Annotated in this window: 25 protein-coding genes; 14 read left to right on the top strand and 11 right to left on the bottom strand. The window is 63.4% G+C overall.

What is annotated here, in order from left to right; translation table 11 throughout:
- Positions 1-38: 38 nt before the first annotated feature.
- From ACYVGK_RS08300 to ACYVGK_RS08290, 3 genes are all read right to left on the bottom strand, one after another.
- Positions 39-965 carry a hypothetical protein gene (locus tag ACYVGK_RS08300; RefSeq protein WP_460732889.1) on the bottom strand — a complete coding sequence of 309 codons (927 nt, stop codon included), beginning with the start codon at positions 963-965 and terminating at the stop codon, positions 39-41.
- Positions 966-1,083: 118 nt separating this feature from the next.
- Positions 1,084-1,680 (bottom strand): hypothetical protein, encoded by a 597-nt coding sequence (locus ACYVGK_RS08295; RefSeq protein ID WP_460732888.1) that lies wholly within the window; start codon positions 1,678-1,680, stop codon positions 1,084-1,086.
- Between the two features lie 120 nt (positions 1,681-1,800).
- Positions 1,801-2,823, bottom strand: coding sequence for a TIGR00266 family protein (locus ACYVGK_RS08290; protein ID WP_460732887.1), 1,023 nt, complete (start codon positions 2,821-2,823; stop codon positions 1,801-1,803).
- Between the two features lie 214 nt (positions 2,824-3,037).
- On the opposite strand from ACYVGK_RS08290, the gene ACYVGK_RS08285 reads away from it, so the two are divergent.
- Positions 3,038-3,595, top strand: a complete 558-nt coding sequence (locus ACYVGK_RS08285) for a DUF3228 family protein (protein ID WP_460732886.1) — start codon at positions 3,038-3,040, stop codon at positions 3,593-3,595.
- A 242-nt stretch (positions 3,596-3,837) separates the two neighbouring features.
- The gene (locus ACYVGK_RS08280) at positions 3,838-4,857 is read left to right on the top strand and encodes a lysyl oxidase family protein (RefSeq protein WP_460732885.1); all 1,020 of its coding nucleotides are present in this window, start codon (positions 3,838-3,840) and stop codon (positions 4,855-4,857) included.
- A gap of 91 nt (positions 4,858-4,948) precedes the next feature.
- On the opposite strand, the gene ACYVGK_RS08275 is transcribed toward ACYVGK_RS08280, so the two are convergent.
- Entirely contained in the window at positions 4,949-5,761 is an 813-nt protein-coding gene (locus ACYVGK_RS08275; protein ID WP_460732884.1) for a response regulator transcription factor, read from the bottom strand.
- 1,237 nt (positions 5,762-6,998) lie between these two features.
- Here ACYVGK_RS08275 and ACYVGK_RS08270 point away from each other — a divergent pair.
- Entirely contained in the window at positions 6,999-7,202 is a 204-nt protein-coding gene (locus ACYVGK_RS08270) for a hypothetical protein (RefSeq protein WP_460732883.1), read from the top strand.
- Positions 7,203-7,491: 289 nt separating this feature from the next.
- On the opposite strand, the gene ACYVGK_RS08265 is transcribed toward ACYVGK_RS08270, so the two are convergent.
- The gene (locus ACYVGK_RS08265) at positions 7,492-8,292 is read right to left on the bottom strand and encodes a TSUP family transporter (RefSeq protein ID WP_460732882.1); all 801 of its coding nucleotides are present in this window, start codon (positions 8,290-8,292) and stop codon (positions 7,492-7,494) included.
- Between the two features lie 377 nt (positions 8,293-8,669).
- Between ACYVGK_RS08265 and ACYVGK_RS08260 the strand changes: the two genes are divergently transcribed.
- The 5 genes from ACYVGK_RS08260 to lnt all read left to right on the top strand — a co-directional run bounded on the left by ACYVGK_RS08260 (position 8,670) and on the right by lnt (position 15,164).
- Entirely contained in the window at positions 8,670-9,506 is an 837-nt protein-coding gene (locus ACYVGK_RS08260; protein ID WP_460732881.1) for an alpha/beta fold hydrolase, read from the top strand.
- A gap of 196 nt (positions 9,507-9,702) precedes the next feature.
- Positions 9,703-10,614, top strand: coding sequence for a lysostaphin resistance A-like protein (locus tag ACYVGK_RS08255; RefSeq protein ID WP_460732880.1), 912 nt, complete (start codon positions 9,703-9,705; stop codon positions 10,612-10,614).
- Between the two features lie 290 nt (positions 10,615-10,904).
- A complete protein-coding gene (locus ACYVGK_RS08250) occupies positions 10,905-11,990 on the top strand; it encodes a hypothetical protein (protein WP_460732879.1) in 1,086 nt (361 codons plus the stop codon).
- Positions 11,991-12,008: 18 nt separating this feature from the next.
- Entirely contained in the window at positions 12,009-12,650 is a 642-nt protein-coding gene (locus tag ACYVGK_RS08245) for a hypothetical protein (protein WP_460732878.1), read from the top strand.
- 30 nt (positions 12,651-12,680) lie between these two features.
- Positions 12,681-15,164 carry an apolipoprotein N-acyltransferase gene (lnt, locus tag ACYVGK_RS08240; protein WP_460732877.1) on the top strand — a complete coding sequence of 828 codons (2,484 nt, stop codon included), beginning with the start codon at positions 12,681-12,683 and terminating at the stop codon, positions 15,162-15,164.
- A 78-nt stretch (positions 15,165-15,242) separates the two neighbouring features.
- Here the strand turns inward: lnt and ACYVGK_RS08235 are convergent, their stop codons facing one another.
- Positions 15,243-15,887, bottom strand: coding sequence for an outer membrane beta-barrel protein (locus tag ACYVGK_RS08235; protein ID WP_460732876.1), 645 nt, complete (start codon positions 15,885-15,887; stop codon positions 15,243-15,245).
- Positions 15,888-16,200: 313 nt separating this feature from the next.
- Here ACYVGK_RS08235 and ACYVGK_RS08230 point away from each other — a divergent pair, with 313 nt between their 5' ends.
- Positions 16,201-16,803 carry a hypothetical protein gene (locus ACYVGK_RS08230; protein WP_460732875.1) on the top strand — a complete coding sequence of 201 codons (603 nt, stop codon included), beginning with the start codon at positions 16,201-16,203 and terminating at the stop codon, positions 16,801-16,803.
- Between the two features lie 30 nt (positions 16,804-16,833).
- Entirely contained in the window at positions 16,834-18,930 is a 2,097-nt protein-coding gene (locus ACYVGK_RS08225; protein WP_460732874.1) for a tetratricopeptide repeat protein, read from the top strand.
- Between the two features lie 18 nt (positions 18,931-18,948).
- Here the strand turns inward: ACYVGK_RS08225 and ACYVGK_RS08220 are convergent, their stop codons facing one another.
- Positions 18,949-19,323: a hypothetical protein gene (locus tag ACYVGK_RS08220; RefSeq protein WP_460732873.1), complete on the bottom strand. Its 375-nt coding sequence runs from the start codon at positions 19,321-19,323 to the stop codon at positions 18,949-18,951.
- Between the two features lie 330 nt (positions 19,324-19,653).
- Between ACYVGK_RS08220 and ACYVGK_RS08215 the strand changes: the two genes are divergently transcribed.
- The 3 genes from ACYVGK_RS08215 to ACYVGK_RS08205 all read left to right on the top strand — a co-directional run bounded on the left by ACYVGK_RS08215 (position 19,654) and on the right by ACYVGK_RS08205 (position 22,207).
- Positions 19,654-20,661, top strand: coding sequence for a hypothetical protein (locus tag ACYVGK_RS08215; protein ID WP_460732872.1), 1,008 nt, complete (start codon positions 19,654-19,656; stop codon positions 20,659-20,661).
- Between the two features lie 85 nt (positions 20,662-20,746).
- Entirely contained in the window at positions 20,747-21,406 is a 660-nt protein-coding gene (locus tag ACYVGK_RS08210; protein ID WP_460732871.1) for a hypothetical protein, read from the top strand.
- Between the two features lie 126 nt (positions 21,407-21,532).
- A complete protein-coding gene (locus tag ACYVGK_RS08205; RefSeq protein ID WP_460732870.1) occupies positions 21,533-22,207 on the top strand; it encodes a hypothetical protein in 675 nt (224 codons plus the stop codon).
- Between the two features lie 98 nt (positions 22,208-22,305).
- Here ACYVGK_RS08205 and ACYVGK_RS08200 read toward each other — a convergent pair whose 3' ends face one another.
- The 4 genes from ACYVGK_RS08200 to ACYVGK_RS08185 form a co-directional block, all read right to left on the bottom strand.
- Positions 22,306-22,686, bottom strand: coding sequence for an EF-hand domain-containing protein (locus ACYVGK_RS08200; RefSeq protein WP_460732869.1), 381 nt, complete (start codon positions 22,684-22,686; stop codon positions 22,306-22,308).
- 166 nt (positions 22,687-22,852) lie between these two features.
- Positions 22,853-23,320 carry a hypothetical protein gene (locus ACYVGK_RS08195; protein ID WP_460732868.1) on the bottom strand — a complete coding sequence of 156 codons (468 nt, stop codon included), beginning with the start codon at positions 23,318-23,320 and terminating at the stop codon, positions 22,853-22,855.
- 4 nt (positions 23,321-23,324) lie between these two features.
- A complete protein-coding gene (locus ACYVGK_RS08190) occupies positions 23,325-23,546 on the bottom strand; it encodes a helix-turn-helix domain-containing protein (protein WP_460732867.1) in 222 nt (73 codons plus the stop codon).
- A 1-nt stretch (position 23,547) separates the two neighbouring features.
- Positions 23,548-24,054 (bottom strand): DUF2975 domain-containing protein, encoded by a 507-nt coding sequence (locus ACYVGK_RS08185; RefSeq protein WP_460732866.1) that lies wholly within the window; start codon positions 24,052-24,054, stop codon positions 23,548-23,550.
- Positions 24,055-24,371: 317 nt separating this feature from the next.
- Between ACYVGK_RS08185 and ACYVGK_RS08180 the strand changes: the two genes are divergently transcribed.
- Positions 24,372-25,226: a hypothetical protein gene (locus ACYVGK_RS08180; RefSeq protein WP_460732865.1), complete on the top strand. Its 855-nt coding sequence runs from the start codon at positions 24,372-24,374 to the stop codon at positions 25,224-25,226.
- Positions 25,227-25,243: the final 17 nt, after the last annotated feature.

Genomic DNA, 25,243 nt, shown 5'->3' with positions numbered 1-25,243 from the left:
AGGGGCTTTGGTCCCTCGCTTCGTTTTCATCGCTGCACTCAGGGCATGCCTTCAGGCAGCGTGGCGGCATCTTCCGGCAGGCGATAGTCATTGCCCGGCAGGCTTACGAGCAGGCCATTGCGGAGTCGGACCAGCACGCGATCGCCGATACGCCCTTCGGCGATGCCGAAAGTGGCGGTCTGCGGACTTTCTCCCCATCCAATCTGCTTTCCATGACGCCGGCCCGTGCGCGGCGTGCTGACCAGTTCGACCGGTAGCATCGCCATGACACCATCCATGCCTGCACGGATGTGGGCGGAAATGGCTTCCGGACCCATGTCGAGCCAGATCGGTGCACGCTTCTCGGCAGTTGCGAACGGCCCCGTCCAGGTTTGGTCCGGGACGTCGTAGATCAGCACCTGGGTGAAGATGGGGGGCTGGGACTGCTTGGGCGGTGCGGTCACGATGCGGCGAGGGCCGAGTCGAGCATTCATGACCACGCGCAGATCACGCAATCCCGTTGCGAAGTAGTAACGGACCGTCAGCGCGAGCGTCTGTTCGTCCGGGTCGCCGGGTGTGGCCTTCTCGACTTCGGCGGGTGTTTCGTGATGAATGGTGACGCGCTTGATGTGTGCGAATTGCGCCGGGCCGATGTGCTTCCCGAACGCCTGCAGCAGCACTGCGTCGTAATCGACGGCGGGCATGCTCGCTTGGAGCGTCTTGGCTACAGCTTCCTGACGCTCGTTCCGCTTGTTCGCGATGGCCGACGCGATGCCATATGCGACACCACCCATCATCGGAATGACCGATCCGTCCATGGCATACAACTCTTTCTGCGGCAGGTAGATATCCACCGCAGTGGGCCAGGTCAGGGGAAGGGCTGTCGCATTGCGAGGCTTCTCCCAGACGTCGTAGATCTGGGCGGAGGCCGAAGAGCTGATCAGTAGGAGCAGTAGCGCCAAGGCAGTGATCGGTCGGATACGCATGGGGCCAGTAAATAGAGGGCAGGGCTGCATTATCAGCAAGGATCTTCGTCTGCGAACAGCTCGTAGGTGCAACGAGGGTACGAGCCTTGTAGGCCCGGCTCTTTGCCGGGGTGCCGATTCAACCCTGGAACGGCACCGCCACGGCCGGACATTCATCGACTTCGGCCGACGTCGCTGGCTTGACCGTGCGATCCGTCACCCAGCACTCGTCGAACGCCGAGCAATAGCAGGTGCGGATGGTGATCTTCTCCGAGAGCCTGGCCAGCTGGACCATGTCGCCTTCCGCGACCGAGTGCACCGGGACCGAAAGAAAGTGCACTGTCTCGTCAGCGCTGAGCACGCTGCCTACCACCCGGCTCCTGACGATCGAAACCGGCTTGCCGCCGGTCATGGCGCGCATCAATGCGTCTTCGCCCTCCATCGGTTTGCCGTCGTAGAAGACTTCAAGGCTCTTGACCTTGGCGGGACCGACGCCCTTGTTCTGGACAAGAAGGTTCAGTGCGGCGCCACCTTCGGCGTCGCCGTTGCTCACGCCGACGTTGACGTACGGCCAGCTGCTCGCTGCCACCAGTTGGCGCATCGCCACCGCGTTCTCGATGCCGAGGACCACCGACACCAGCGAGATCAGGAGCGCGGATACCGCCAGGATGATGTCGAGTCGCTTGTGGCCGGTGCGATGGTGGGCATGGGGTTCAATTTCTGGCGTGGCATCCATGTTCAAAGACTCTGGAAAGTTGGGAATGCGCATCGGTGTGCGGGCAAGGCCCTGCGATGCAGAAGCGGCAGAGGATCGGGGCAGAGCGCGCCTGCCCCCGTTTGTCAGGTGTGGGCTGGCTTAGAAACTGTTGTCGCCGTCTAGCAACCGGCCCAATCCGCCCAGCACCGAACCTTCGTCACGGCCGCCGCCCTGCTGCGGCGCCGCTGCGAGCATGCGTCCGGCCATGCGCGAGAACGGCAGCGATTGCAGCCACACCTTGCCCGGGCCGGTCAGCGTCGCGAGGAACACGCCTTCGCCGCCGAACAGCATGCTCTTGATGCCGCCGACCGGACGCACGTCCATGTTGACGGTGTCGTGGAAGGCCATGACGCAGCCGGTATCGACGTCGAGGCGTTCACCCGCGCGCAGTTCGCGTTCGACCACGGTGCCGCCGGCGTGCACGAATACCCAGCCGTCGCCTTCGAGTTTCTGCATGATGAAGCCTTCGCCGCCGAACAGGCCGGTGAGGATCTTCTTCTGGAAGAAGATGCCGACCTGCACGCCACGCGCGCCAGCCAGGAAGCTGTCCTTTTGGCAGATCAGGCGGCCGTTGTGTTCGTCCAGCTTCATCGCCAGCACCGTGCCGGGATACGGCGCAGCGAAAGCCACCCGCGCCTTGCCGCTGCCGTTATGCGTGTAGACGGTGGTGAACAGGCTCTCGCCGGTGACCACGCGCTTGCCTGCGGTCAGCAGCTTGTCGAAGAACCCACCGCCTTGGCCGGATTGCGCGCCGCTGCCGAAGACGGTGTTCATATCCACCGCCGCGTCCTTGTACATCAGGGCGCCGGCTTCGGCGATGGCGCTTTCGCCGGGATCCAGTTCGACTTCGACGAACTGCATGTCGTTGCCGACGATGCGGTAGTCGATGTCGTCGTTGCGCGTGGTGGTGCGCGCTCCCGATGCGCTCGGCATCGGCGGGGGCAGGTGCGAGGCCGCGTCCGCCGGACGCAGTTCGCCGACTTCGGCGACCGGCCGCCAGCCGGTGAATCCTTCCCGCCAGCAGAAGTGGTTCGGATGCTGCTGCGCGTACTGCTGCGCGGCGGTCTCGTCGAACGGGCCGATGCGGTCGCCGCTGCCGGCGTGGAAGTACCAACTGGTCATGTGGGGGCCTTGTGCTTGAGAGAGCAGCGCGCAAACTAGCAGAAGGCCAAGTGTCGTGCCCCATGCCGCCGGTCATGACGCATCTGTCGACCGCAGAAGCCGACTCCGTGAAATCCTTTCCTTTCGTGGTCGCGGGACGCTGGTTAGCGACGCAAGCAATGCTCGCGCCAGCGCCCGTGTCGGATAATGCGCCGTCGTTACCCGCACAGCCCGCATGCCCATCATCCTTACCGACTTCGCCCGCCCGCGCCTGTTCCCGCGTGAGCCGCGCCGTAACACCATCCAGGACTGCACGCCCGAGCAGTTCGAGCAACATCTCAATGAAGTGCCGCCGGTGATGGTGCTCGACGGCTACGCGCCGTTCTGCAAGCTGCACGTGCATCGCAACTGGACTTCGACGCGGTGCCTGGCGGTACCGATTACCGACGACAACCGGCATCTGTTGCGCTCGGACTATGAGGCCCGCACCCGGGATGAGTTGCCGGTGCTGGTGCGCTGGTTCGAAGGCCTCGAGCCGCCGGTAGCAGACTACCTGATCGTCATTCTCTACAGCCGTGAACAGCTGGCGAAGGAGGGCACGGAAACCACGGCCGACTGGGGTGTGGTGGGTTGCATGTACACGGCGGAACCGATCGAGACGCCGATGGCACCGGTCACCATGATGCGCAACGCGCTTGGCGTGGAGGAGGGTGGCTCGGGTGTGCCACTGGATCGCGAGGCGTACCAGCGAAGTGTCGAGTTCTGGCGCACGCATGCCAATTGGCGGGGCTAGATGCCACGGTGATACCCGGAATGAATCTTCGCCTTGTCGTGACGTCCCACGAGCTCGGCCTTCGATGCGCCAGAGTCAGGCGGGTCACGGATTCAGCTTGCCGTGACGCAGGTTCAAGCATCCTCCTCTTTAGTGGAATTGCCGGCCTGGGCCGACCCTGACAGCTTGACTGGACCAGCGCCGGCCCGGCGCATTGGCCGCGTGCAGCGGATTCTCTGCACGATGAGTCGAGGTGTGCCGCAATGACTCGGAACTCACTTCGCGGACGCTCGCCGTGGCTGGCATCCGCCTTAGTCGGCGCGCTGTCGCTTGCCGGCACCGCCGCGGCGCAGACCGCCTTGCGTCCGAATCTGATCGCACTGGGAGCCTTCAATCTCACCCTGGCCACGGATTCCGGTAGCCGTTCCACGCTTCGGTTCGGCACCACGACCTGGAACGCCGGCGCAGGGCCACTCGAACTGGCTGCAGGCGAAGTAGAAACTGGTTCGGGCAAGCTGCGGGTGTACCAGGTCGTGTACCAGAGCACGGGCAGTCCGGTGCTCTATTTCGCGGGTGCCTTTGAATACCACCCGGCGCATGACCACATGCATTTCAACGACTATGCGCTCTACACGCTGCAGCCTGTGAATGCACCAGGCGGCTCGGAGCGCACTGGTGCCAAGACCACGTTCTGCATCATGGACAGCACGCCGATCAATCTCTCGTTGTCGCGTGCTCCAAGCTCGCCGTTCTACAGTCGTTGCGGACGCGATCTCCAGGGCTTGTCGGTAGGTTGGGGTGATACCTACGGTGCCGAACTCGCGGGCCAGGAGATCGATTTCACCAACGATGCCGATGGCATCTATCAGCTGAAGATCGAGGTCGATCCCAAGAAACTTCTCCTCGAGACCAACGAGAACGACAACGTATCCTGTGTGCTGCTCAGCATCAAAAAGCCGAGTACCGTGACCGTGCTCGACACCAGTGGCCTGTGCTCTGCGGTTGCGTCGATCACTCCAAGTTCGGCGCGCGTGGGTACTACGGTGCAGGTCACCATCAGTGGGTACGGATTCGCTCCGGGCATGGGAGTCAGCTTCGATGGCGGTAACGGTCCAAGGCCGATTGCCAGCAACGTGCAGCTGGTGTCGAACACGGACTCCGTGGATCAGATCACCGCGACCGTAACCGTGCCTTACAAGAAGAATCCCGGCCAAAATCCGGTATGGAACGTGCGCGTAGGCAGCGGCGGCGTCCTGGCCAAAGGGTTCAGGGTCACACGCTAGACCGACTGATGTAGCAGAGAGCGCGATGAACGCGCTCTGTGGGCCTCCACGGCCGGTTGGGCGTACGGAGATGCGGCTGTGATCGAACGGGCTAGTTTCCTGTCTCGGTTGCGCCGCGTATCTGCAATCGATGGGCGTGGGTAATCGCGTGGGGCGCGCTGCAACCGGGCAGCCTGCGCAATGCAACATGCGCACGGCGATGCACCCCCAGCTTCGCATAGACACTGTGCAGATGCTTCTTGACAGTGTCCTCCATGATTCCGAGCGCGCGCGCGATTTCCTTGTTGATGCATCCTCTGCGCAGGAGCTCGACGACCTGCAGTTCTCTCGGCGTCAGCGCCTCGGCGGAGTCACTACCGAGCACACCGACCACTGCTTCATCTCCAGGTTCGGAAAGCAGGTCGGCGACGACCATGGCCAGAGATGCTCGCGATAACCACAGCTCGCCCCGGCATACGGCGCGGATGGCCTTCAAGCCGATCTCCGGCGTGCATGTGGTCAGCAACAGGCCTTGGAATCGATGACGCAGCACGTCGGCTACAAGGGAAGGGCATATCTCGTCCCACAGCAGAAGTATCCGCATGTTGCGGTGCTGCTCGCGAGCCCGCTGCAAAGATCGTGGATCCAGTTTGTCGAGCAGGGCCTTGTCGAGCAGCACGACATTGGGCAAGTGATGCTCGACACAGGCCGCCAGAGTGGTTGAGTCCAGGACGGGTTCACCTTTGATCTCGATGTCGATACCGCGCGCCAGCGCGGAGCGCCATGCTGCATGCAGGGCCCGGCGATTGGATGCGATCGTAACGGTGATGGTCGTCTTCGCGATTTCGCTGCCGAACGTGTCGAGAGCGAGCGGTGCGGAGTTGCTGGCGGCAAATTGCACCCCATCATCCTGTACTGCGTGCATCGTAATCAGCCCCTTCCGGTGATCACCGATCCTTACACCGAACGCCTCTCCCCTCCCTGTCCGAATACCGCCTCCGTGTCCTTACGAACGATGGGGCGATCATTGAGCGGACAGGTCGAAGCCACAGGGCGCTGCCACCAAGCCCCTTCATTGATGATTGATGCTGTTCCTGCGGCGTCGCCGTAGGGGCCGGCAACAGTGCATCCCCCGACCGGGGGAAGGAGAAATGTACACGGCACCTCGACGAGGCATGGGTCCTGGCTGCATTACGCGCAGGCGTAGCGAGATGGATCCGGTCGTGCCGTGCCTCGTGGAGGAACTCTGGAAACGTGCATCACCCCGCGGGAATCGCATGCAGTTCGGATCGTCCTGCGCCTCGCACGGGCCGCGATGTATTACTTCTCCACCTGGATGTATTCGAAGAGATGGCCCAGCGTTTGGAACGAAATCAGGTTCAACGTAGGTGCGATAGATATCTGGACTTCGTCGTCGGTGCAAAAAGGTACTGCAACGCGGCCGTCACGCAGACGTCCCTATTTTTGCGACATGGATACCCAAGACGGAACATCGGCAAATCTTCTCCAGAAGACGGCCGAGGAACTGCTCGAGTCAAACCGGGGGCAAGCTTTCTGGATGCCGATCGATGGAGGCCTGGTCTGTGCGGGTAAGCCCGAAGACTTGCGGCGGCTGCTGCGCTCGTCGCAACTTCCGCCCTCACATCGGCAGTGATCCGGGGTGGGCGATTACTTCTCCAGCCGGTGGACTAGTGGCCGAACTTCACCGCGTCATGCCAATCGCCGCCTAGTTTGACGCGAACCCCGGTAGCCATCTGGCGTTGCTTGCGTGTGACCTCCGCCGCCTTGCACGCAGCCTTCAGCGCTTCGTTCGCCGAATCGTACGAGTAGGGGCGGTTTTGTCCGTCGAAGAAGATGTTCCATCTTCCTTCAGCGAATGGGGTCACGTAGTACCAAAGCATGGAAAAGAGCCTACGCCCGCTCATGTGAATCCGATTATGAAGTTCATGACCGGAGTGTTGAATCGAAGGGACATTCGATGCGGGCCTGCCAATGAAGTGAAGTACAGGTGAGGGGGGAGGCCTGAGCAGTCGCCACGACGGGTTCACCTGACTCGAAAGACCATATGCACTCTCGCTTGCTCTTGGTCTCGGGTTGCCTCTCGCCAGTCAGTCCGGAGCCGCGCCAACACCGCATGCTGCGGTGCCGGCGGCCGGTCTGGCGTGCCTGCCGCACCGCGTATCGCCGAGGTCCGCACCGCCATGCGCAAGCTGTGGGAGGACCACATCACCTACACGCGCAATTACATCATCAGTGCGTTTGCGGACCTTCGCGACAAGGATGCGATTGCAAAACGTCTGCTGGCGAATCAAAACGAGATTGGCACTGCCATCAAGCCGTATTACGGCGATACCGCAGGCAGGTAACAAGATTGCCGGTCTCCTGCGCGACTACATCACCATCGCTATCAAAGTCGTGGCTGCGGCCAAGTCTGGCAATAAGACGCAGCTGGGCACGGCTCAGGCCAAATGGTCCGCCAATGGCAAGGACATTGCTGCTTTCCTGAGTGGCGCTAACCCGAACTGGCGCAAGCAGGATCTCGAAGCGGCGTTGCAGAAACACCTGGATCTCACCACTACTGGCGAAGTAGTGGCAAGGCTAAACCAGGACTGGGAGGCGGATATCCGCGTAGTTTTGCCCGGCCACTACCGTCGCTCAGGTGCTCCAACCTGCCACGAATTGCAGCACCGCGACCCGCAGCGGATTGCCGGGATCGGAAAGCAGTTTCACGGTCAGTGCGAGACAGATGGTCACCAGCACCGGTCGCACGGCGCGACCGCCAAAGCGCATTGCGGCGTGGGCGCCGACCTGGCCGCCAAGGATGTTCGCCACCGCCATCGCCAGGCCAACGGTCCACAGGATGTGGCCGCCACTGATCATCACCGCCAGCGCCGCCAGGTTGCTGGCGAGATTGAAGTACTTGGTCTGCGCCGTCGCTCGCACCACACCCAGGCCACCGAGCGCGACCAGCGCGGTGGTCATGAACGATCCGGTGCCGGGCCCGAAGAAGCCGTCGTACATTCCGATCACGGCGATCACTCCGGCCACGGCGAATGGGCCGATGCGCTGGTGCCGGTCCTCTTCGCTCATTCGCGGCGCGAGCACGAAATAGGCGGCCATCGCGATCAGCAAGGCCGGAATGATGCCGCCGAGGAACGACGGGTCGAGCCGCTGCAGCAGCCAGGCGCCGCACGCCGAGCCGACGAAGGCGCAGAAGGCGGGCAGGGCGAAGCGACGGAAATCGATATGCCCCTTGCGGGCGAAAGCGATCACCGTGCCGGTGGTGCCCATCGCGCTTTGCAGCTTGTTGGTGGCGATCGCGGCCACCGGTGGCACGCCGACCGCCAGCAGGGCCGGAATCGTTAGGAGCCCGCCACCGCCTGCCATCGCGTCGATGGTGCCCGCCATGAAGGCCACGGCCATCAGGAATGCGATGACCTCCAGCGAAAGTTCCATCGACGACCGACCTCGAAATCAGGGAACGGCATTGTCTCCGGAAAACGACGCGAAAGTTGGGCCAGACCTCGTCTTTTGTTGAGCCAGGCCAACCTGGGTCGGATGTCGCCTGGAGAATCAGAACAGGCGGGGTGGGGGGGGGGCTTGGCCGCCTGGAGCAGTGCGATCGAATTCCCGATGCGTCTTCCAACAGGATCCGCCTGCTTCATTGACGATGTCACTGCGAAGCTCGATCCATGGCCGTGCATGGCTCGTGTCGACTCGAGCTCGTGCAAATTGCCATGGCTTTCTTCACATGCCGCGCGTCCCACACGCGCGAGTACACTGCGCGGCCGCTTCACGCGGGCATTTCAAACCAGTGATTCACGGAGGACGTAGTGCGCAAGACGTTATCGATGAAGGGGTGGGTATTGTCGCTGGCCATGCTGTGCGCCGCGGGTGCGCAGGCGGGCGAAATGCAGGTGAGCCGCAAGGGCTACAACCTGCAGGCTGAGCAACAGGGGCAGGGCCCGGTCACCGTTGTGTTCGAATCCGGTTTCGGCCAGGGCGCGGGTGTGTGGGAGGGCGTGATCGACGACCTTGGTGCGCAGTGCCAGTGCATCGCCTATGCGCGTGCCGGCCTGGGCAAGTCGGGCACGGACGGCAAGCCGAAGTCGATCGAGGCGCACGTTCAGGACCTTGAAGCGGTGATCGACGCGCTGGCTCCCGGTAGGAAGGTCGTGCTGGTCGGCCATTCGTACGGCGGCTTGCTGGCCACCGAGTTCGCGCGTTTGCATCCGGAACGCCTGCAGGGTCTAGTCCTGGTCGATCCGGCGACGTTGACGCAGCGGCATGAATTCATGAAGGCGAACCGCGAGCGTGTGCTGGCCGACGACAAGGCGCTGCTGTCGATGCTGCCACCGAAGATGGCCGACGACTATCGAGTCCTCATTGCGCAGCTGGATAGCGAGACGGCGCTGACGCCGCGTAATACGCCCGACCTGCCGTTGGTCCTGATGACCTCGACGAAGGTGGCGGACGAACCGTTCGTCTTCGAGGAAACCGCGCAGGGAAAGGCGCTGTGGAAGCTTCAGCACGCGGTGCTGTTCGCCAGCTACTCGCATGGGATCCACGAGTACTTCGCCACCGGGCACAACATCCATCGTGAGAATCCGAAGGCGGTAGCCGATGCCATCCGCTCCATCGCCATGACGTCGACGATTGCCGTGAAGTAGCGTCGGCGAAGTAGAGCCGGCGAAGTATCGGTCCGACCTTAGTTTTGTATCAGACAGGCCGCCTTTTGGCGGCCTGTCTGCATTTTCGAGGGCGACGACCTGTTCGTTCTGTAACCAGGATCTCGCCAACTCGAAGCAGTCGCGTATTCCCGACGAATCGTTAAGATCGCCGCTCACGTCAGGGAGTGAGGGATCCATGTCGCGCACCGCATCCTCTGGAATCGGATTGTTCCTGCTATTGACGCTGCTGCTGAGCTGCGTGTTCTACGCACTGATCATCGGCACCGGCCATCTGGGCGCGGCGCGCGGAATGTATGTGACGGGGCTGATGTGGTGTCCCGGTATCGCTGCGATGCTGACCTGTCGCCTTCGCGGCGAATCGCTGGCACGCCTGGGTTGGAGTTGGGGTGCGTGGCGATGGCAGGTGACTTCCTATCTCGTGCCGCTGGCGTATGCCTCCATCGCTTATGCGGTTGTGTGGGGTGTCGGCCTGGGCGGCTTTGGAAATTCCCAGTTCGTCGACAGCCTAGGCGAAATGCTGGGTTGGCCGCGCGCGCCCGCGTGGCTGGCCGTGACGGCGACATTCCTGCTGCTCGCGACCGTGGGCATGGTGCGCAGCGTGGGCAGCGGACTAGGCGAGGAAATCGGTTGGCGCGGCTTCCTTGCGCCGGCTCTGGTGGAGCGGATGGGTTTCACCCGTGGCGCGCTGGTCACGGGCGTGATCTGGGGAGTGTGGCACCTGCCGATCCTGCTGTTCGCGGATTACAACGCGGGCACGCCGTGGTGGTTCGCGATGTCGTGTTTCTTCGCACTAGTGTTGTCGGGAAGCGTGATCATGACCTGGCTGCGCCTGCGCTCCGGCAGCCTTTGGGCAGCGGCACTGGTGCACGGCAGCCACAATCTCTTCATCCAGGCTTTCTTCACTCCGATGACAGCGCCACGTGGCGCGATCACGCCCTGGGCGATCGACGAATTCGGCTTTGTGTTGCCGTTGGTCATGTCCGGTTTCGCGCTGTATTTCTGGTCGCGTCGCGCAGAGATCGAAGGCGACAGGATGTCCGTCGGGCAGTTGGACCACGAGCTGATCCAGTCACCGGTAGCCGACTAGATCGGAGCGAGCCGCCGTCGTCGCGACGCGGACTGAACATCCGGAGCAAAGGCCCGTCATTGACGGGCCTTTTTGTATTCAAGGGCACGCATGAAGCCAGAAGCGAGAGTCCCCGCTGCTGCAACGCACATTGCGTCATTCCAAACCATACGGTAGCGTCCGGACCCGCGATGACAGGGGAGGGAGCGCCAAGGGCCAGGCATCCCGGTCGTGTACGTGGTTTTCGTCGTACTTCGCCAGACGCGGCGGATATCCATCCGCCGTGCCAACCATGGAAAGGGATCAGGATGATGACTTTGTTCCGTAGTGTGGCCGGGCGCTGTCTCCCGGCCGTCGTGCTGCTGGTGCTGTCGGCGCCCGCATTGGCCAATACCCTCACCCAGAACGTGTCGTGGACCATCGACCGTGCCGGGACCACCGCCAAGTACCGCGTCGTGTCCTACGGCGATTCGATCTACGCCGGCTACAACGGCTCGATCAGCAATGCAGCCAAGTACTCGGCCCCGACCGTGGATGCCGAATACCTTTCGGCGCAATGGAATGCCGACATCGAGAGCGTGCGGCGTTCCAAATCGGGTGCTGTCGCACGCGATGTGTATGAAAACAAAATCGTTGCCGAACGCTCTTACATGCAGGCTTCGTCGACCCGAGTCGTGACGTTCGAGATGTGCGGCAATGACGGGCTGCAGGCGCGATCGGCGTTCAAATCGCAGACCGGTACCTGCGATTACAGCGGGCTCGATTCGGCGATCAGTTCCTGCCGGACCTACGTGGCGGCGGCGATGGACTACATCAACGCCAACGCGTATCCCGGCACCCGACTCAAGGTGATCTCCAATCTCTACTACCCGGGTTACAACGCGGACAACGTCCAGAGCTCGTGCACGGATGCAGGCACGGGCCAGACGGTCAACATGCGCGACCGCTTCCTGCCGGCGATGGCGAAGATGAACTACTGGATGTGTGAATACGCACGCCAGAAGGGATTCCAGTGTGCCGACAGCTTCGCGCAGTACATGGGCGCCGATTACGACAGCAACGGCGATGGCCAGGTCGATTCCGACGCACTGCGCTACGTGTCGGGCGAGAGCGAGGCCAGTTACATGAACCGCGTCACCGTCACGCTGCGCAGCACGCTGCGTGATGCGAATACCAAGTTCGTCACATCATCGAGCAGCTACGACTACATCCAGTCCGACGATACCCATCCGACCTACACCAGCGGCACGGTCTCGGCAGGCATCTGGGGCGGCACCACCGGAACGGGTGCGCCGCGCTACACCGCCTTCACCAACGGTCGCAGTCCGATCTGGAACAACTACGGGCACGAACGCATGGGCTGGGCGCTGTCTGTCTACAACCCGGCCAGTCCCTGACGCCGGTAGCAGCGACTCGTGGCTGAAATACGCCCTTCGAACACCCCGCCGTCCGAATCGGACGGCGCGGGTGTGCGCATCGTTCGCAAGGCCGGCCGTGGCTCGCGCGGCGCATGGCTCTGGATCGGTGCGGTTGCGGTCGTGGCACTGTTCGTGTGGTGGATGTTGGAGCCGAATGCATCGCATGCAACTGTTGCCGAGACCAACAACAACGGAGCCCATCGCGAACTCGATGGATTGGCGCGCACGTCGCAGCCCGTAGTGACAACTTCGATCGAAGAGCCGCAGCCGCTGCGCAACGATCCCAACGATCTCGCCAGCCACTTCCAACCCGGCGATCCCGAGCCCACGGGCGCGGAAGTGATCGAGGCGCTGCACGGCGCCGGCATCCATTCGGGCCTGGGCGCTTTCAATCCGCCGGGGACCAGCCCGCCGTTGGAGGGCTTGGCCGTGCCCGACGGTTTCAGTCTGCCGCCGGGTTATGTCCGCCATTACCAGGTGACCGATGAAGGTGTGCCGATTGAACCGATCCTGATGTTCTCGCCGGACTTCACGCCGTACGACGCGCAGGGGCGGCCGATCGCGATACCGGCCAATCGCGTCGTGCCACAGGAACTGGCGCCGCCCGGCATGCCATTGCGTCGCGTGCGGGTGCACTAGCCGTAACCCCCCAGGACAAGGAGGTCTTGTTTGATCACGGATCGGTTGTACGAATTCCGCTGGCGACGTTTCGATTGGAAAGGCATCACCGGCCTTCTGGCTTCATCCCTCTTGCTCGCTTTCTACGCTCGCGGCGGATTCGCCTGGGTCCTCGGCTTCGTCGCATTGGTGCCATGGCTACTCACGCTCGAGTCTGCGCGGACGCCGTGGCGTGCCGTGTTGTGGGGCGGCTGGATGAGCATCGCTTTCGCCGCAGCCGTGTTCTCGTGGTTCGGCGCCGCCATCGGCACGTACACCGGAATCGGTGCATTGCCCGCGACGCTGGTATTGCTCGTGCTCGCACCACTGCTGCAGCCACAGCTGATCGCGTTCGCGCTGGTACGGCATCTGGTGGGTCGACGCCATGGCCCGGTACTGCGCGCCCTGGCCGGCGCCAGTGCCTGGACGGCTTGCGAATGGATGGTGCCCAAGCTGTTGGGCGATACCTTGGGCCATGGACTGTTTCCGTCGGCGACGTTGCGACAGATCGCGGATGTCGGCGGCGCGGCGGGCATTACCTTTCTGCTTCTGTTGGTGAACGAAGCCATGGCGCTGGCGATCTCGCGCCGTCGCGCGGGCATCGGCATGTGGCTGCGTCCGATATCGCTGGGTGTTGCAATCGTCGCCGGCATGGCCGGATATGGCCTGGTCCGGCTCCACCAGTTGCAGGAACCTCCGAAGGAAGATGCGCAGACGCTGCGCATCGCGATGGTGCAGGCGAGCATCACCGACTACGAACGCCTGCGCCGGGAAATGGGTGCCTACGGCGTCGTGCGGCACGTGCTCGATACCCATTACGCACTGTCGTGGTCGGCGATCCGCGATCACGGAGCGGATGTGCTGTTGTGGTCGGAAACGGTGTATCCGACGACTTTCGGAAGCCCGCGCAGCGAGGATGGCGCAGCGCTCGATCGGGAAATCCAGGGCTTCGTTGATGCGACCCGGGTGCCGCTGGTGTTCGGCACCTACGATCGGGACAGCAACGGCGAATACAACGCGGCCGTCTTCCTCGAGCCGGGCAGGGGCGTGCTGGGCACCTATCGCAAGACGCATCCGTTTCCATTGACCGAGTACGTTCCGCGCTGGCTCGACCAGCCGTGGCTGCGGCGCGTATTGCCATGGATGGGCACCTGGCGCCCGGGGAATGGCGCGCGCGTGTTGCCATTGCGGACTGCTGATGGCCGCGAGGTCAATGTCATGCCGCTGATCTGTCTCGATGATGTCAGTACCGGGCTGGCGATCGAAGGCGCGCGTCTGCAGGCGCAAGCCATCGTCGGCATGTCCAACGACTCCTGGTTCACGGGTCATCCGATCGGAGCGCAGCTGCATCTGGCCGTGGCCGCATTCCGAAGCATCGAGACGCGATTGCCACAGGTGCGAGTCGCCACCAATGGGCCCAGTGCGATCATCGATGACACCGGTGAAGTGTTGACGAGCACCGCGATGGGCGATCAGGCGGTGCTCACGGCCTTCGTCAGCGCGCGGAATCCGCCGCCCACGTTGATGGTGCGTTGGGGTGATTGGGTAGGCCGCGCGGGCGGAATATTCCTGCTCGTCTTGGTGATGCGGGCGCTCTGGCGCGCATTGCCGATCGCATGGTCGGGCCGTGCCGCTGCGGAACAGCTGACGTTCGACGTCGTGCTTCTCGCCCCGGCAGGGCGCGTCGTCGTGGCCGCGTTGCGGCTTTGCGCGGGGGCGGGGTTGCTATGGCTTGCCCTGGACATGTGGTTGCGCATCGGTCTGCAGGTGCAGTCGCTGTCGCAATTGCGGCTTTTCGTCGTCGCGGTGGTGGTACCTGCCGCCGTGGCGGGCGCAATCATGCATGCGCGCAGGGCGCAGGCGCACATCGAAGACGCGGCACTGGTACTGGATCAGCCCAGCCGCCGGATCGAGATACCGGTGACGTCGATTGCAGGACTGCGTACGTGGCGTTTCGCGCTGCCTGGCCACGGGGTCGATCTGCAGCTGACCTCGGGGCAATCCTGGACGCATGGCCTCGCGCTATCGCGACCTCAGGCGCTGTCGCGCCTGCTCACGGCGGCCGGTGCGCCGGTTCGTCCTCAAAATCGTTTCGAAAGAATGCTTGGTGCTCTGGCGGAAGCGCGTGCAGCGGCTGCGCGTCCCCGCATCGATAGCGCAGTGGTGAAATTCCTGCTGTTTCCGTTGCTGCCCGCGCTGGTGGCATTCCGGCTGCATCAGTTCATTGCGTTCGGCGGGAGCTTCGGCGAGTACTTCACTTACGGATCCAAGGCTTACGCGACGGGATTGCTGATCTGGTGGGCGTCGTGGTCGATCGGCCTGATGTTGTTCGCAGCCGTGTTGCGGATATTCATCGAGTGCGTGGGCATCGGCGCGCTGATACTGCGGCCGCGTTCCGCGCCCGAGATCCGCGATGCACTGGAATGGCTGGGCAGGCTGGCCTTCTATGTCGGCGTACCGGTGTGGCTGCTCTTCCGCCTATTACCGAACGTATGACACGATCGCCGGCTGCCGGACCGCCCCGCGTTTCGCGGGGCGGTCATCGCAATCCGCGATGGATGGCAGGGCGCAGTGTTAGAAGCGGTATTCCACCGTCACGGTCACACTGCGCGCATCGCGCTTGTCGTCGGACAGACGGTATTCGTCGCTGGCCGGGTCGTACTGGACCTGCGAATAGCGGTAGTTGTTGAACATCAGGCCGATATCGAGCAACGGCAGAATGGTGGTGCCGACACCGACGCCCGTGTAAACGCCGCCGTCGGTTTCGTTGAACGCGCGGTGCTCGACGACCGGCGGCGTATCCAGGTAATAGTCGACGGATGTGTCGTCCAGCGTCCGCTCCATCCCCAGATAGCCGGCGCGGCCGACCAGGTACACCGGAACCATCGGTGGTTTGATCCGCGCGTTCGCCCCGATGAAGGCATGGCGCGAACTCAGGGTGTAGACATGGTCCACGTAACCGCCGGCGTAATCGCTGCGGCTCTGGTCGTCCATGTCCTCGAGCTTGCCCACGCCTGCTTCCAGGCCCAGCTGGGCCATGCCGATGCCCCAACGGTAGCCGAGGCTGCCCTGACTGAAATTGCTGTGATCGTGGCCGAAGTCGTTGCTGTCGAGCTCGATCCGGCCAACCTGGCCATTGACGAAGAAGTCGCCTGCCGAGGCGGCGGGAGCGGCGACGATACAGGCGGCAAACAATGCCGCGCATCCAAACTTGCGCATTTCTTCTGTTTCCGAGGTGGTATGGAGCGGGCCGAGGCATGGCCGCGGCCGCGTAGGTTAGCCACTGGTCCAGCGCGGCACTGCGATGCAGGCCGCGAAAAAAATCGGCACCGGACGAATCCTTGACCTGGTACCGATTTGGTTCAGTTCTGTTGCCCGCATCGAGGCCGGGCCCGGCGATTGCGCCTGACTCAGGGCCGCAGACTTCTTCCCCACTTCACACATGTCCCATTACGTCTTCATTCGCGCCGGGGAATCTTGGTCCCGAAGAGTGGCCTGCAACCCGCAAGGCCTGCCCAGCGCGGAGAGAACCATGGCAACTCATCCTGCTCCCAACACGCAGCACCGCGGGAACCGCTTGCGCCCGCTGATATGGGGTGGCGCTGCCTTGCTGTTGCTACTGCCGGCAATCGCCATGCCGTTTACTCCAGAGGTGAACTGGACCGGTTCTGACTTCGCCGTGATGGGCTTCATGCTGGCCGGAACCTGCGGTCTCTACGAACTGGCCACGTGGTTGAGCAGCAACACCGCGTATCGGGCGGCTTCCGGAATGGCAGTCGTGACGGGTCTCATGACGATCTGGGCCAACCTGGCCGTCGGCATGTTCGGCAGCGAGCACAACCCGCTCAATCTGATGTTCGGAGGCGTGCTGCTGGTGCCGATATCGGGCGCATTGCTGACGACGTTCCGGGCGCGCGGCATGGCGTTGACCATGGCGGCGACCGCAACGGCGCAAGTGCTCGCGGCTGCAATCGGACTCGTGGTCGGCCTGACGGTCGGCATGGACGAGCCGCACGGACCGGGCATCGCCAGGGAGACCTTCCTCACGGCGTGCTTTGCCGTGCCGTGGATCGTGTCGGCGCAATTGTTTCGCAGGGCGTTGAATGACCAGGCCGCTTCGCGACGCGCGCCGTAGCCACGTCGCGCCGCGTTAGACTTGCGCGGAATGGACTCTCGAATCTGTGCTTTCCTCCTGGCGTTCGCCGCCATGGCGTCGTCAGGCCTGGCGATGTCCAGCGCACTTCCGCACTGCGGAGATCCGCTCGCGACCAGCATCCCGCCTGATCCTGCCATCTGTCTCCAGCGCGCCGGTGTTTCGTTGTCGCCGTCCACGCGGGATCCGGCGGTGCAGGCGCTGTTCGCTAGCGCCGAGGAACGCATAGCCGCCGGCAGGTTTGACGAGGCGGCGGATGCCTTGTCGTGTGCGCAAGCCGTCGCCGGCGATGAGCCCACGTGGCGTTATGAACTGGTCCGTCGGCACGGCATCCTGGATTTCCGGCGCGAGCGGATTCCACAGGCCCTGCGCAACTTCGAGTGCGCTGCAGAAATGTCCGCAGTCCGCGGCGATCGCGTGGCGCAGGCCCGTGACCTGAAGAACGTGGGCGCAGCATTGCGTCGACTCGGCGACTTCCAAGGGGCCCTGCGTACGTTGACCGCCAGCCTCAAGATGCAGCGTGCAAGCGGCGAAGTGTCCGGCGCGGTGTTGAACAACCTGGCCGACGTGTATCGCGACCTGGAAGAGCCTCGGTCGGCAATGCAGTACTACCGCGAGGCGCTGGAGTGGTACCGGGCCAAGGGCGACCAGACGGAAGCCGCACACGTACTCGAGTCCATGGCCGAGGAGGCCCTGGACAGCGGCGATGCCGCCCAGGCGCACGCATGGCTGCAGGAAGCGTTGCTGACATACCGCAACGAAAAGAATCGCGTGTACGAGTTGCGCGTGCACGACGGCCTGACGCGTGCCGCGCTGGCGCAGGGTGACATCACCCAGGCCCGGCGCTGGAGCGCATCCGCTTTGGCGATCGCGACGGAAGGTGGATTACCGGTTCCGCCCGCGCTGCAGGTGCAGATTGCCCGAACCGAGCGCCTGTCCGGACGGCCCGCCGTCGCGATCGAACAAGTGAACGCCGCACTGGCCGCCGCAGCGGAAGGCGATCCGGAACGCGTGCCGCTGCTGGAGGAACTGGCGTCCGCCCAAAGCGACGCAGGACAGCTTGCTGCCGCCAACGACACCCTTCGGCGTGCGAACGCGGAATCGCGCGAGGTGTCGCGCGCGCAGCACCATCGGCAACTGGACTGGTTGCGGGTGCGTTTCGAGACATCCGAACGCGACCGCACCATCAACGCGCTCGAAAGCAAGAACCGCATGCGCACCCTGCAGCTGTGGGGCCTGCTGGTGTCCGGCCTCGCGGCGATCCTGGGGCTGTGGCTGATGTTCGAGCGACGGCAGCAGCGGCACCGGCTGAAGGCCGAGGCACGCCGGATCCGTTTCGAGGAAGAGTTGGCGCGGTATCGCCGCGAAGCGGACGCGCTGGCCGAAGACCGTAGCCTGTTGCAGACGCTGCTCGACAGTCGCGAGGACGCCGCGTGCCTGCTCGACACGGACGGACAGATCCTGGTGGTCAACCGCGCGGCGTGCCGCCTGATCGGCGTCGACGCCGATCAGTTGATGGGGCAGCCCATGACGGCATTTTTGGATGTGGAGGGCGGTGCGCTGGAATCCGTCTTCGAACGCATGGAAGACAGCGCCACCCAGACGCTGGACATGGCGACGCGCGAGGGAGCGCCCCTGACTGCGCGGCTGAACCAGTGGGAGGGAGGCAGCGGGCGGCTGGTGCTGGAACTGGTCCAGCGCAGCGACGCAACAGACCAGGGCGATGCGATCCGCTTCGAAGAGGCTGAGACCGTCGGCGCAGAAGCGGGTGGCGAGCAGATGCGCAATGCCTTCCGTCTCACACTGGTCGACCTGATGCTCGCGACGATCGAAGCCTGGGAAAGCGCGACCGCCAGCAACCGGATCGAGCTGGCCGAGAAGAGCCGGATCTGGCGCGTGAACATCGACGACGGGCGCCTGCGCGCCCGCGCGATGGAGCGATACCTCAACGTTTCCAAGCTGCCGCGCAACCCGCGTTGGCGCGATGTGCTGCGCACCGCCTACTACGTGCTCGGCCAATGCTCCGGCATGGCCGAAGAGACCAGGACCCGGCTGCAGGGCCGGGTCGACATGGTGCTGGCGTATACGCGGCGCGACGCGATGGTCTGAGCCGGCACACGCCGGCCGTCAGCGGGTGGGGCAGACGGCGCAGACGCCGCTCAGGCCCTGGTTGAGCCTGTAGCCGTCGTGATGGTCAGGCGTGAGATAGCTCTTCGGTCCGGAAATGAAGGGCATCGGGTCGTCTCCGGCAGGCGCCACGCTCTTGCAGTACTCGCCGATCGCGAGCGAGGCCTGGGTCCATTGGTCGTGTTTCACGTCCACGATTCCGCATTTGTCGACCAACGTCCGCAACTGGTCGCCGTCGAACTGGAAGTTGACGATGATCTTGGGATCCCTCGTCGCGTCCACGCACCAGTTCTTCGGAATGGTTTCGTGGGCGGATGCGACCGATGCGAACGACAGCATGACGACGGCGGCGGGCAGCACGAAGTAACGACGCATCGGTGGGTGTCTCCTGACTTAGGGACCGCCAGCCTAGGTGCGCGCCGTGATCCGGTCCAACAGTCTCCCGGGAATAAACCGGGAATGTTTCGCTCCATCTCCTTGATCTGCAAAGAAACGTAGAAGGTCCGGCGGCTCATCGCCGGGCCCGCGTAACCCGGCTCATTCCCTCGATAGCCCGGCTTCGTCCTCGTCGCGCCGGTCTCGGTTGCCTAGCGTGATTGGCAGGCGGCGCCCCGTGCCGCCCAGCTCGGGAACCAGGCGTGCGGATCGATCCGCAACGCGGGAGTCCGATTCCGCCGGTCGAGCCCGGCTTTCATGGAGATGAGCATGTTCAACAGTAAACGTGTCAGGACGACCCTGGTTCTTGCCATGGCGCTCGCCGCGCCGGGGCTGGTGCTGGCCGAGGATTCGGAAGGCGAAACCCCACCCGACGAGCAGGAAGTCGCGAAGCTGTACTCCGAAATGCCCAAGGCCGTGCAGGCCTTCGTGGAATACCTCCAGGACCTCGACGCTCGTTATCCCGACAGCGGCAAGGTCGATCCCCAGGCGCTCATCGACGCCGAAGGCGAGACCTTCGCGCTGCACTACTGCGCGGCTGCCGGCATCGACGGTCCCTGCGTGCCCTCGACCGATGCGGAAGGCAACGACACCCTTTTGCCGGTCAAGACGGCCACCGCACGCGGCGAGCTGGACGGCAAGTGGTTCGACTGGCTGCTTGACCACACCGTCAACGTAGGCGTGATTCCGGAGACCCTGGCGTGCCCGGCAGGCGCCACTCTGGCCACGATCCATCACGACGATGAGGACCGCCGCAACATCAATTCGCGCAGCGGCTGGATCGGTGCGACCAGTTCGACCGCCAACACCACCTGGCGTTTCTGCAAGCTCGACGCGGCCAAGTCGCTGTCGTTCCGCCCGCTGCCCAAGGCTGGCGACATGTACGACTACGCGGTGCTAAACATGGGCATCCTGTGCCCGTCGGGTGCGCGTCGCGTGATCCGCGTCGAGGAAGACGAAGTCTGGCGCAACGCCAACAGCTCCTCCGGCGGCGTGTTCCCGAACTTCCGCGTCTACAACACCTGGTTCAACTTCTACTGCCACTACGACGGCGGCGCCAACTCGCTGCTGGGCTACATGAACGAGTTCCCGGTGCTCGGCGTCCCGTACGGCGTCTATGCCTCGAATGCGATGCCGACGAGCTTTGCTCTGCAGAAGGGCCGCGTGTTCCAGGACGACGAGGACTACTTCAACTGGAACGCCTGGTGGCTGGGCAGCGGCGACCAGGTGATGTTCGGTGGTCGCAATACAGAACGTCGCTTGGCGAAGGTGCGCTGAGTCACGGCAATTCGATTGGAGCTTCGTTCCCTCGCGCCGCGTGGGAACGAAGCGACTCGCGGTCAATACTTTCATGGAGAAACAAATGAAGTACACGATCCTGAAGAGCTGTTCTGCGTTCGCAGGCTTGCTTGCCGGTCTGCTCGCCGTTCCGGCGTTCGCGGCCGAAAACCCGATGGACAACGCCGGCATCCAGCACAACCTGTATCTGGGCTGCCTGCAAGATATCGGTGCAGACTCCACCAATTCTCTGGCTCTGCTGGTCGACAAGTGCGGGTACAACCCCGGAATGCCGCGCGATGAGTTCATCAAGCAGGGGCAGCCGATCATCGACATGGATCCGATGCAGCCGCTGGCGGAAAAGATGTCGCCGTACCGCGATCGCTACAGCGCGTACGAGTTCTCGTTCTTTGAACGCATCGATGGCGTGGTCCACACGGCCAAGGATCTGCCCCAGGCCGAAGCGATGTTCGCCGAGCTGGAAGCCGAAGCAATCCAGCGGCTCGACGCCAAGACGCGCAGTGGTGCCACCGTGCTGGCGGGACTGAGCATCGCCCGTCATTCGCTCCGTTACTGGACCGAGTACGCCGGCAAGAACGATCCCACGGGCAAGCGCCTCCCGTGGTGGCAGTGGATGATCGTCGCCGTGGCGGATGTGGCTGGTGGTGTCCTCGGTGCGGAAAGCGGTGCTGTCGGCACCGCAGCCGCTGCTTCCGGCGCTGCCTACGGGCTGATGGATCCCTGATCTAAAGCCTCGCACCACGTCGCCTGGCGAAGGTGCGCTGAGTCACGGCAATTCGATTGGAGCTTCGTTCCCTCGCGTCGCGTGGGAACGAAGCGACTCGCGGTCAATACTTTCATGGAGAAACAAATGAAGTACACGATCCTGAAGAGCTGTTCTGCGTTCGCAGGCTTGCTTGCCGGTCTGCTCGCCGTTCCGGCGTTCGCGGCCGAAAACCCGATGGACAACGCCGGCATCCAGCACAACCTGTATCTGGGCTGCCTGCAAGATATCGGTGCAGACTCCACCAATTCTCTGGCTCTGCTGGTCGACAAGTGCGGGTACAACCCCGGCATTTCGCGCGATGAATTCATCAAGCAGGGGCAGCCGATCATCGACATGGATCCGATGCAGCCGCTGGCGGAAAAGATGTCGCCGTACCGCGATCGCTATAGCGCTTACGAGTTCTCGTTCTTCGAGCGCATCGATGGTGTGGTCCACACGGCCAAGGATCTGCCGCAGGCTGAAGCGATGTTCGCCGAGCTGGAGGCGGAAGCGATCCAGCGGGTCGATGCCAAGACCCACAGTGGTGCCAACGTACTGGCGGGATTGAGCACGGCGAGGCATTCGCTCCGTTACTGGACCGAATACGCCGGCAAGAGCGATGCCACGGGCAAGCGTCGCCCGTGGTGGCATTGGGTGGTGATCGGCGTGGCGGATGTGGCCGGCGGCGTCCTGGGTGCGGAAACGGGCCCCGGGGCAATCGGCACCGCGGCCGCGGCTTCCAGCGCTGCAAACGGGTTGATTAAAGAACTCGACCCCTGATCAAAAGCCGTTCGTACCTCGCGTGATCCACAACAAGAACGCGCCCGGTTGAAGCCGGGCGCGTTTGCTTTGTGTTGCAGATTGCGGGCAATTCGCAGTCAGCCGCCCGGCTTGGCCATCATTGCGGCGCGATGCGCGTCCACCTCGGCCTTGGACAGCTTGCCGTCGCCATCCTTGTCGGCGGTGGCGAAGTGCTGGCTCAGCATTTCGGTATCCGCCAGCTCATCCTTGGTGACGCTTCCGTCCTTGTTCTTGTCCATGTCTTCGAAACTCATGCCGCTGTCGGTAGGCATCGCCGGTGCTGGAGTAGCGGGCATCGGTTCGGTTGCCGGTGGCGGAGTTTCAGTCGCCGGCGCCGGAGCGGGCTCGGTAGCGGCCGGTGGTGGAGTGATCGTAGTGTCTTCCTCCTTCTTGCAACCAGCGGCGAGCACCGCGGTAGCGAGGACAGCAACGAGTATCGGGAGCGTCTTCCGCTTCATGGCAGATCCTTGGGCATTGCACTGCCCGCTGTGGGACGCATCAACCTTGCAGGTGGGTCGTAAAGCGGTAGTGATGTTGCGGTGATCCCGAAGAGTTACGGCGGGTGAAGGGCACCCCAGCCGGCCGTGACCGGCAAGTGAAGAAATGTGCGGTCGGGCCGGCACTTCAGGTGGCTTGATTCTCTGACACCTGTCGCGCCGCCACCGTCCGACGCGGCCAGGCAAAGTACGTCCTCCACGCATACCCCCACGGCACCACCGCAGCGAGCACTGGCAGCGCCAGGAATGAGCTGGCGACTTCGCCGGTCGGCGTGCCCCACAGCGCGCCGCTCTTCCAGAGCGGATAGGCGACGAATGCGAGCCAGATCGCCTTATAGCCAATCGTGAAGAACATCAGCGGTAACCAACGCAAAGGGCGAAGCAGTCCGAACAGGGCAAGCGCGGGGTAGGTGGCCCACACCGCGAACGTGACGGCCCGCAACGGCTCCCACGCCCCCTCGTGCATCAAGAGCGCGCGCCACGCAGTCGGCGTGACGAACAACAGCATCAACAGATAGAACAAGCGCAGACCAGCTATCTGGATCGGACGGACGCCGTCGTGTCGCGGGTCGGGACTGAACAGGTGAGTGATCATGGCATTACTCCTCGGCAGGCAATGAAGCATCAAAGGCGAGCAGGTCGCCGGGCTGGCAGTCCAATGCCGTGCAAATCGCTTCAAGTGTGGAAAAACGGATTGCTTTCGCCTTGCCGGTCTTGAGGATCGACAGGTTGGCAAGAGTGATGTCGACACGCGCGGCGAGTTCGGTAAGCGTCATGCGGCGTGCGTGCAGCAGTTCGTCGAGGCGGACGACTATCGCCATGTCACACCGTCCCTTCCAGGTCGGCACGCATGCGCGCGCCCTGGGCGAATACGCCGGACAGCACGAACAGCAACAGCACCGCGAACCATGAGGCAATCGAGAAACCGTCGATGTGTCCCGGTTCCCAGACGGCTGCCGCGACTCCGCCGACCATCAACCGCAATACTTCGAGCGAGAGCACGCTCCATGCGATCGCATTCAGACGTCGAGCGTTGTCGAGGATGAAGGGATCGCCGTCGCGCACCGTGTCGACGATGGCGAGTAACCGCCGCAGGATTGTGTGCACGATCGCCGCCCCGATGATGCCGAGGACGACGATCACGCGAAGTCCGAGCGGCAGCAACGGGTGGTCGGAGAAGTGGCCGAGTGGGTTTTGCGGCCAGCCCTTGATGAAGAAGCTCGCGCAGAACAGCACGGTGATGCCGGCGCCGTAGAGGATGTTGAGGATGGTCAGGCCCTGGATGACCGGTCGGGCGATGGCGAGGGCTTGAGCGGACGTGCGGGTCATGGCTGCGGTCTCGGGTCTATTTATCGTGTAGCGATAATAAACATATCGAATATCAATAAATATAGGCCAGAAGGCACCCCGGGCTACCGTTGGACGGATGCGGCGCGTACGGGCGTGGGCGCCTCGCGGCACCGGTGGAGCGGCCGCTCGCGTGACGGCGGGTTTGCGTTCCACGTTCCGGCGATCGGGTTTCAAAACGTGGAAAGAAAGAACGCACTGTCCGCGAGCAGCGCGTTTGCCCCTACGGCATTGCTTTCCACGCTGGCGCTTGCGCGACCGCGCGTCGCCCGACGTTCGCGTTGAGTCAGAATGCGGATATGGACGCGCTTCAGACATTTCTTGCGGAACTCGAACTGAATTCCGCACTACAGGATCCGCACCGCCTTCGATATCGGATCGAAGCCCTCGACCGCATCGATGCCTGGCTACCAGGAATGGACAGCAACGACACGGCGCTACTGCTCCGGGCGCGGGCGGCCTGCGCCCGGCTGGAAGCGATCAACGCGGGGCTCTATCAGGACATTCGTGATGACATCCGCAGCGGACGTGGTCCAGCGCGCATGCTGCAATGGATTCGAACGGCTGGTACGGACGCGCGACAGGAGCGGTCATACGAAGGTTACGACCATCTCGACGAGCTGCTCGGCGGCATCCTGCAATTCGATGAGCCGCAATTGCCGACCGTAGAGCTCGCATCGGAGATGGTGTTCTACCAACCCACGCCGGCGCGCCACATCCTCGAGATGATTGACCGCTGCGGACTTGATGGCGACGACGTACTGATCGATCTCGGCTCGGGCATGGGCCATGTGCCCCTACTGGTAGCGATCTGCACCAGCGCGCACGCTGTCGGCGTCGAACTCGAACCGGCTTATTTCGCCTGTGCACGACAGGCCGCGACGGCCTTGAACCTGGGCAATGCGAGCTTCGTCCGATGCGACGCGCGGACGGCGGACTACTCGAACGGTACCGTGTTCTACCTCTACACGCCGTTCCAGGGCACGATCCTCACGGAAGTACTCGATCGTCTTCAGCAGGAGGCGAAGCGACGCCCGATCCGGGTCTGCACATTCGGGCCCTGCACCCCGGTAGTCGCCAACGAGCCGTGGTTAGGTACGCCCGATGCGCTGGCGACGGATCGGCTGGTCGTGTTTCACAGCCGCGGGAGTTGAGCGGACGTTGTCAGTTT

This window comes from Lysobacter tyrosinilyticus (assembly GCF_054779815.1).
The sequence above is the reverse complement of the archived record's forward strand: the minus strand, read 5'-3'. Positions and strand labels throughout refer to the sequence as shown.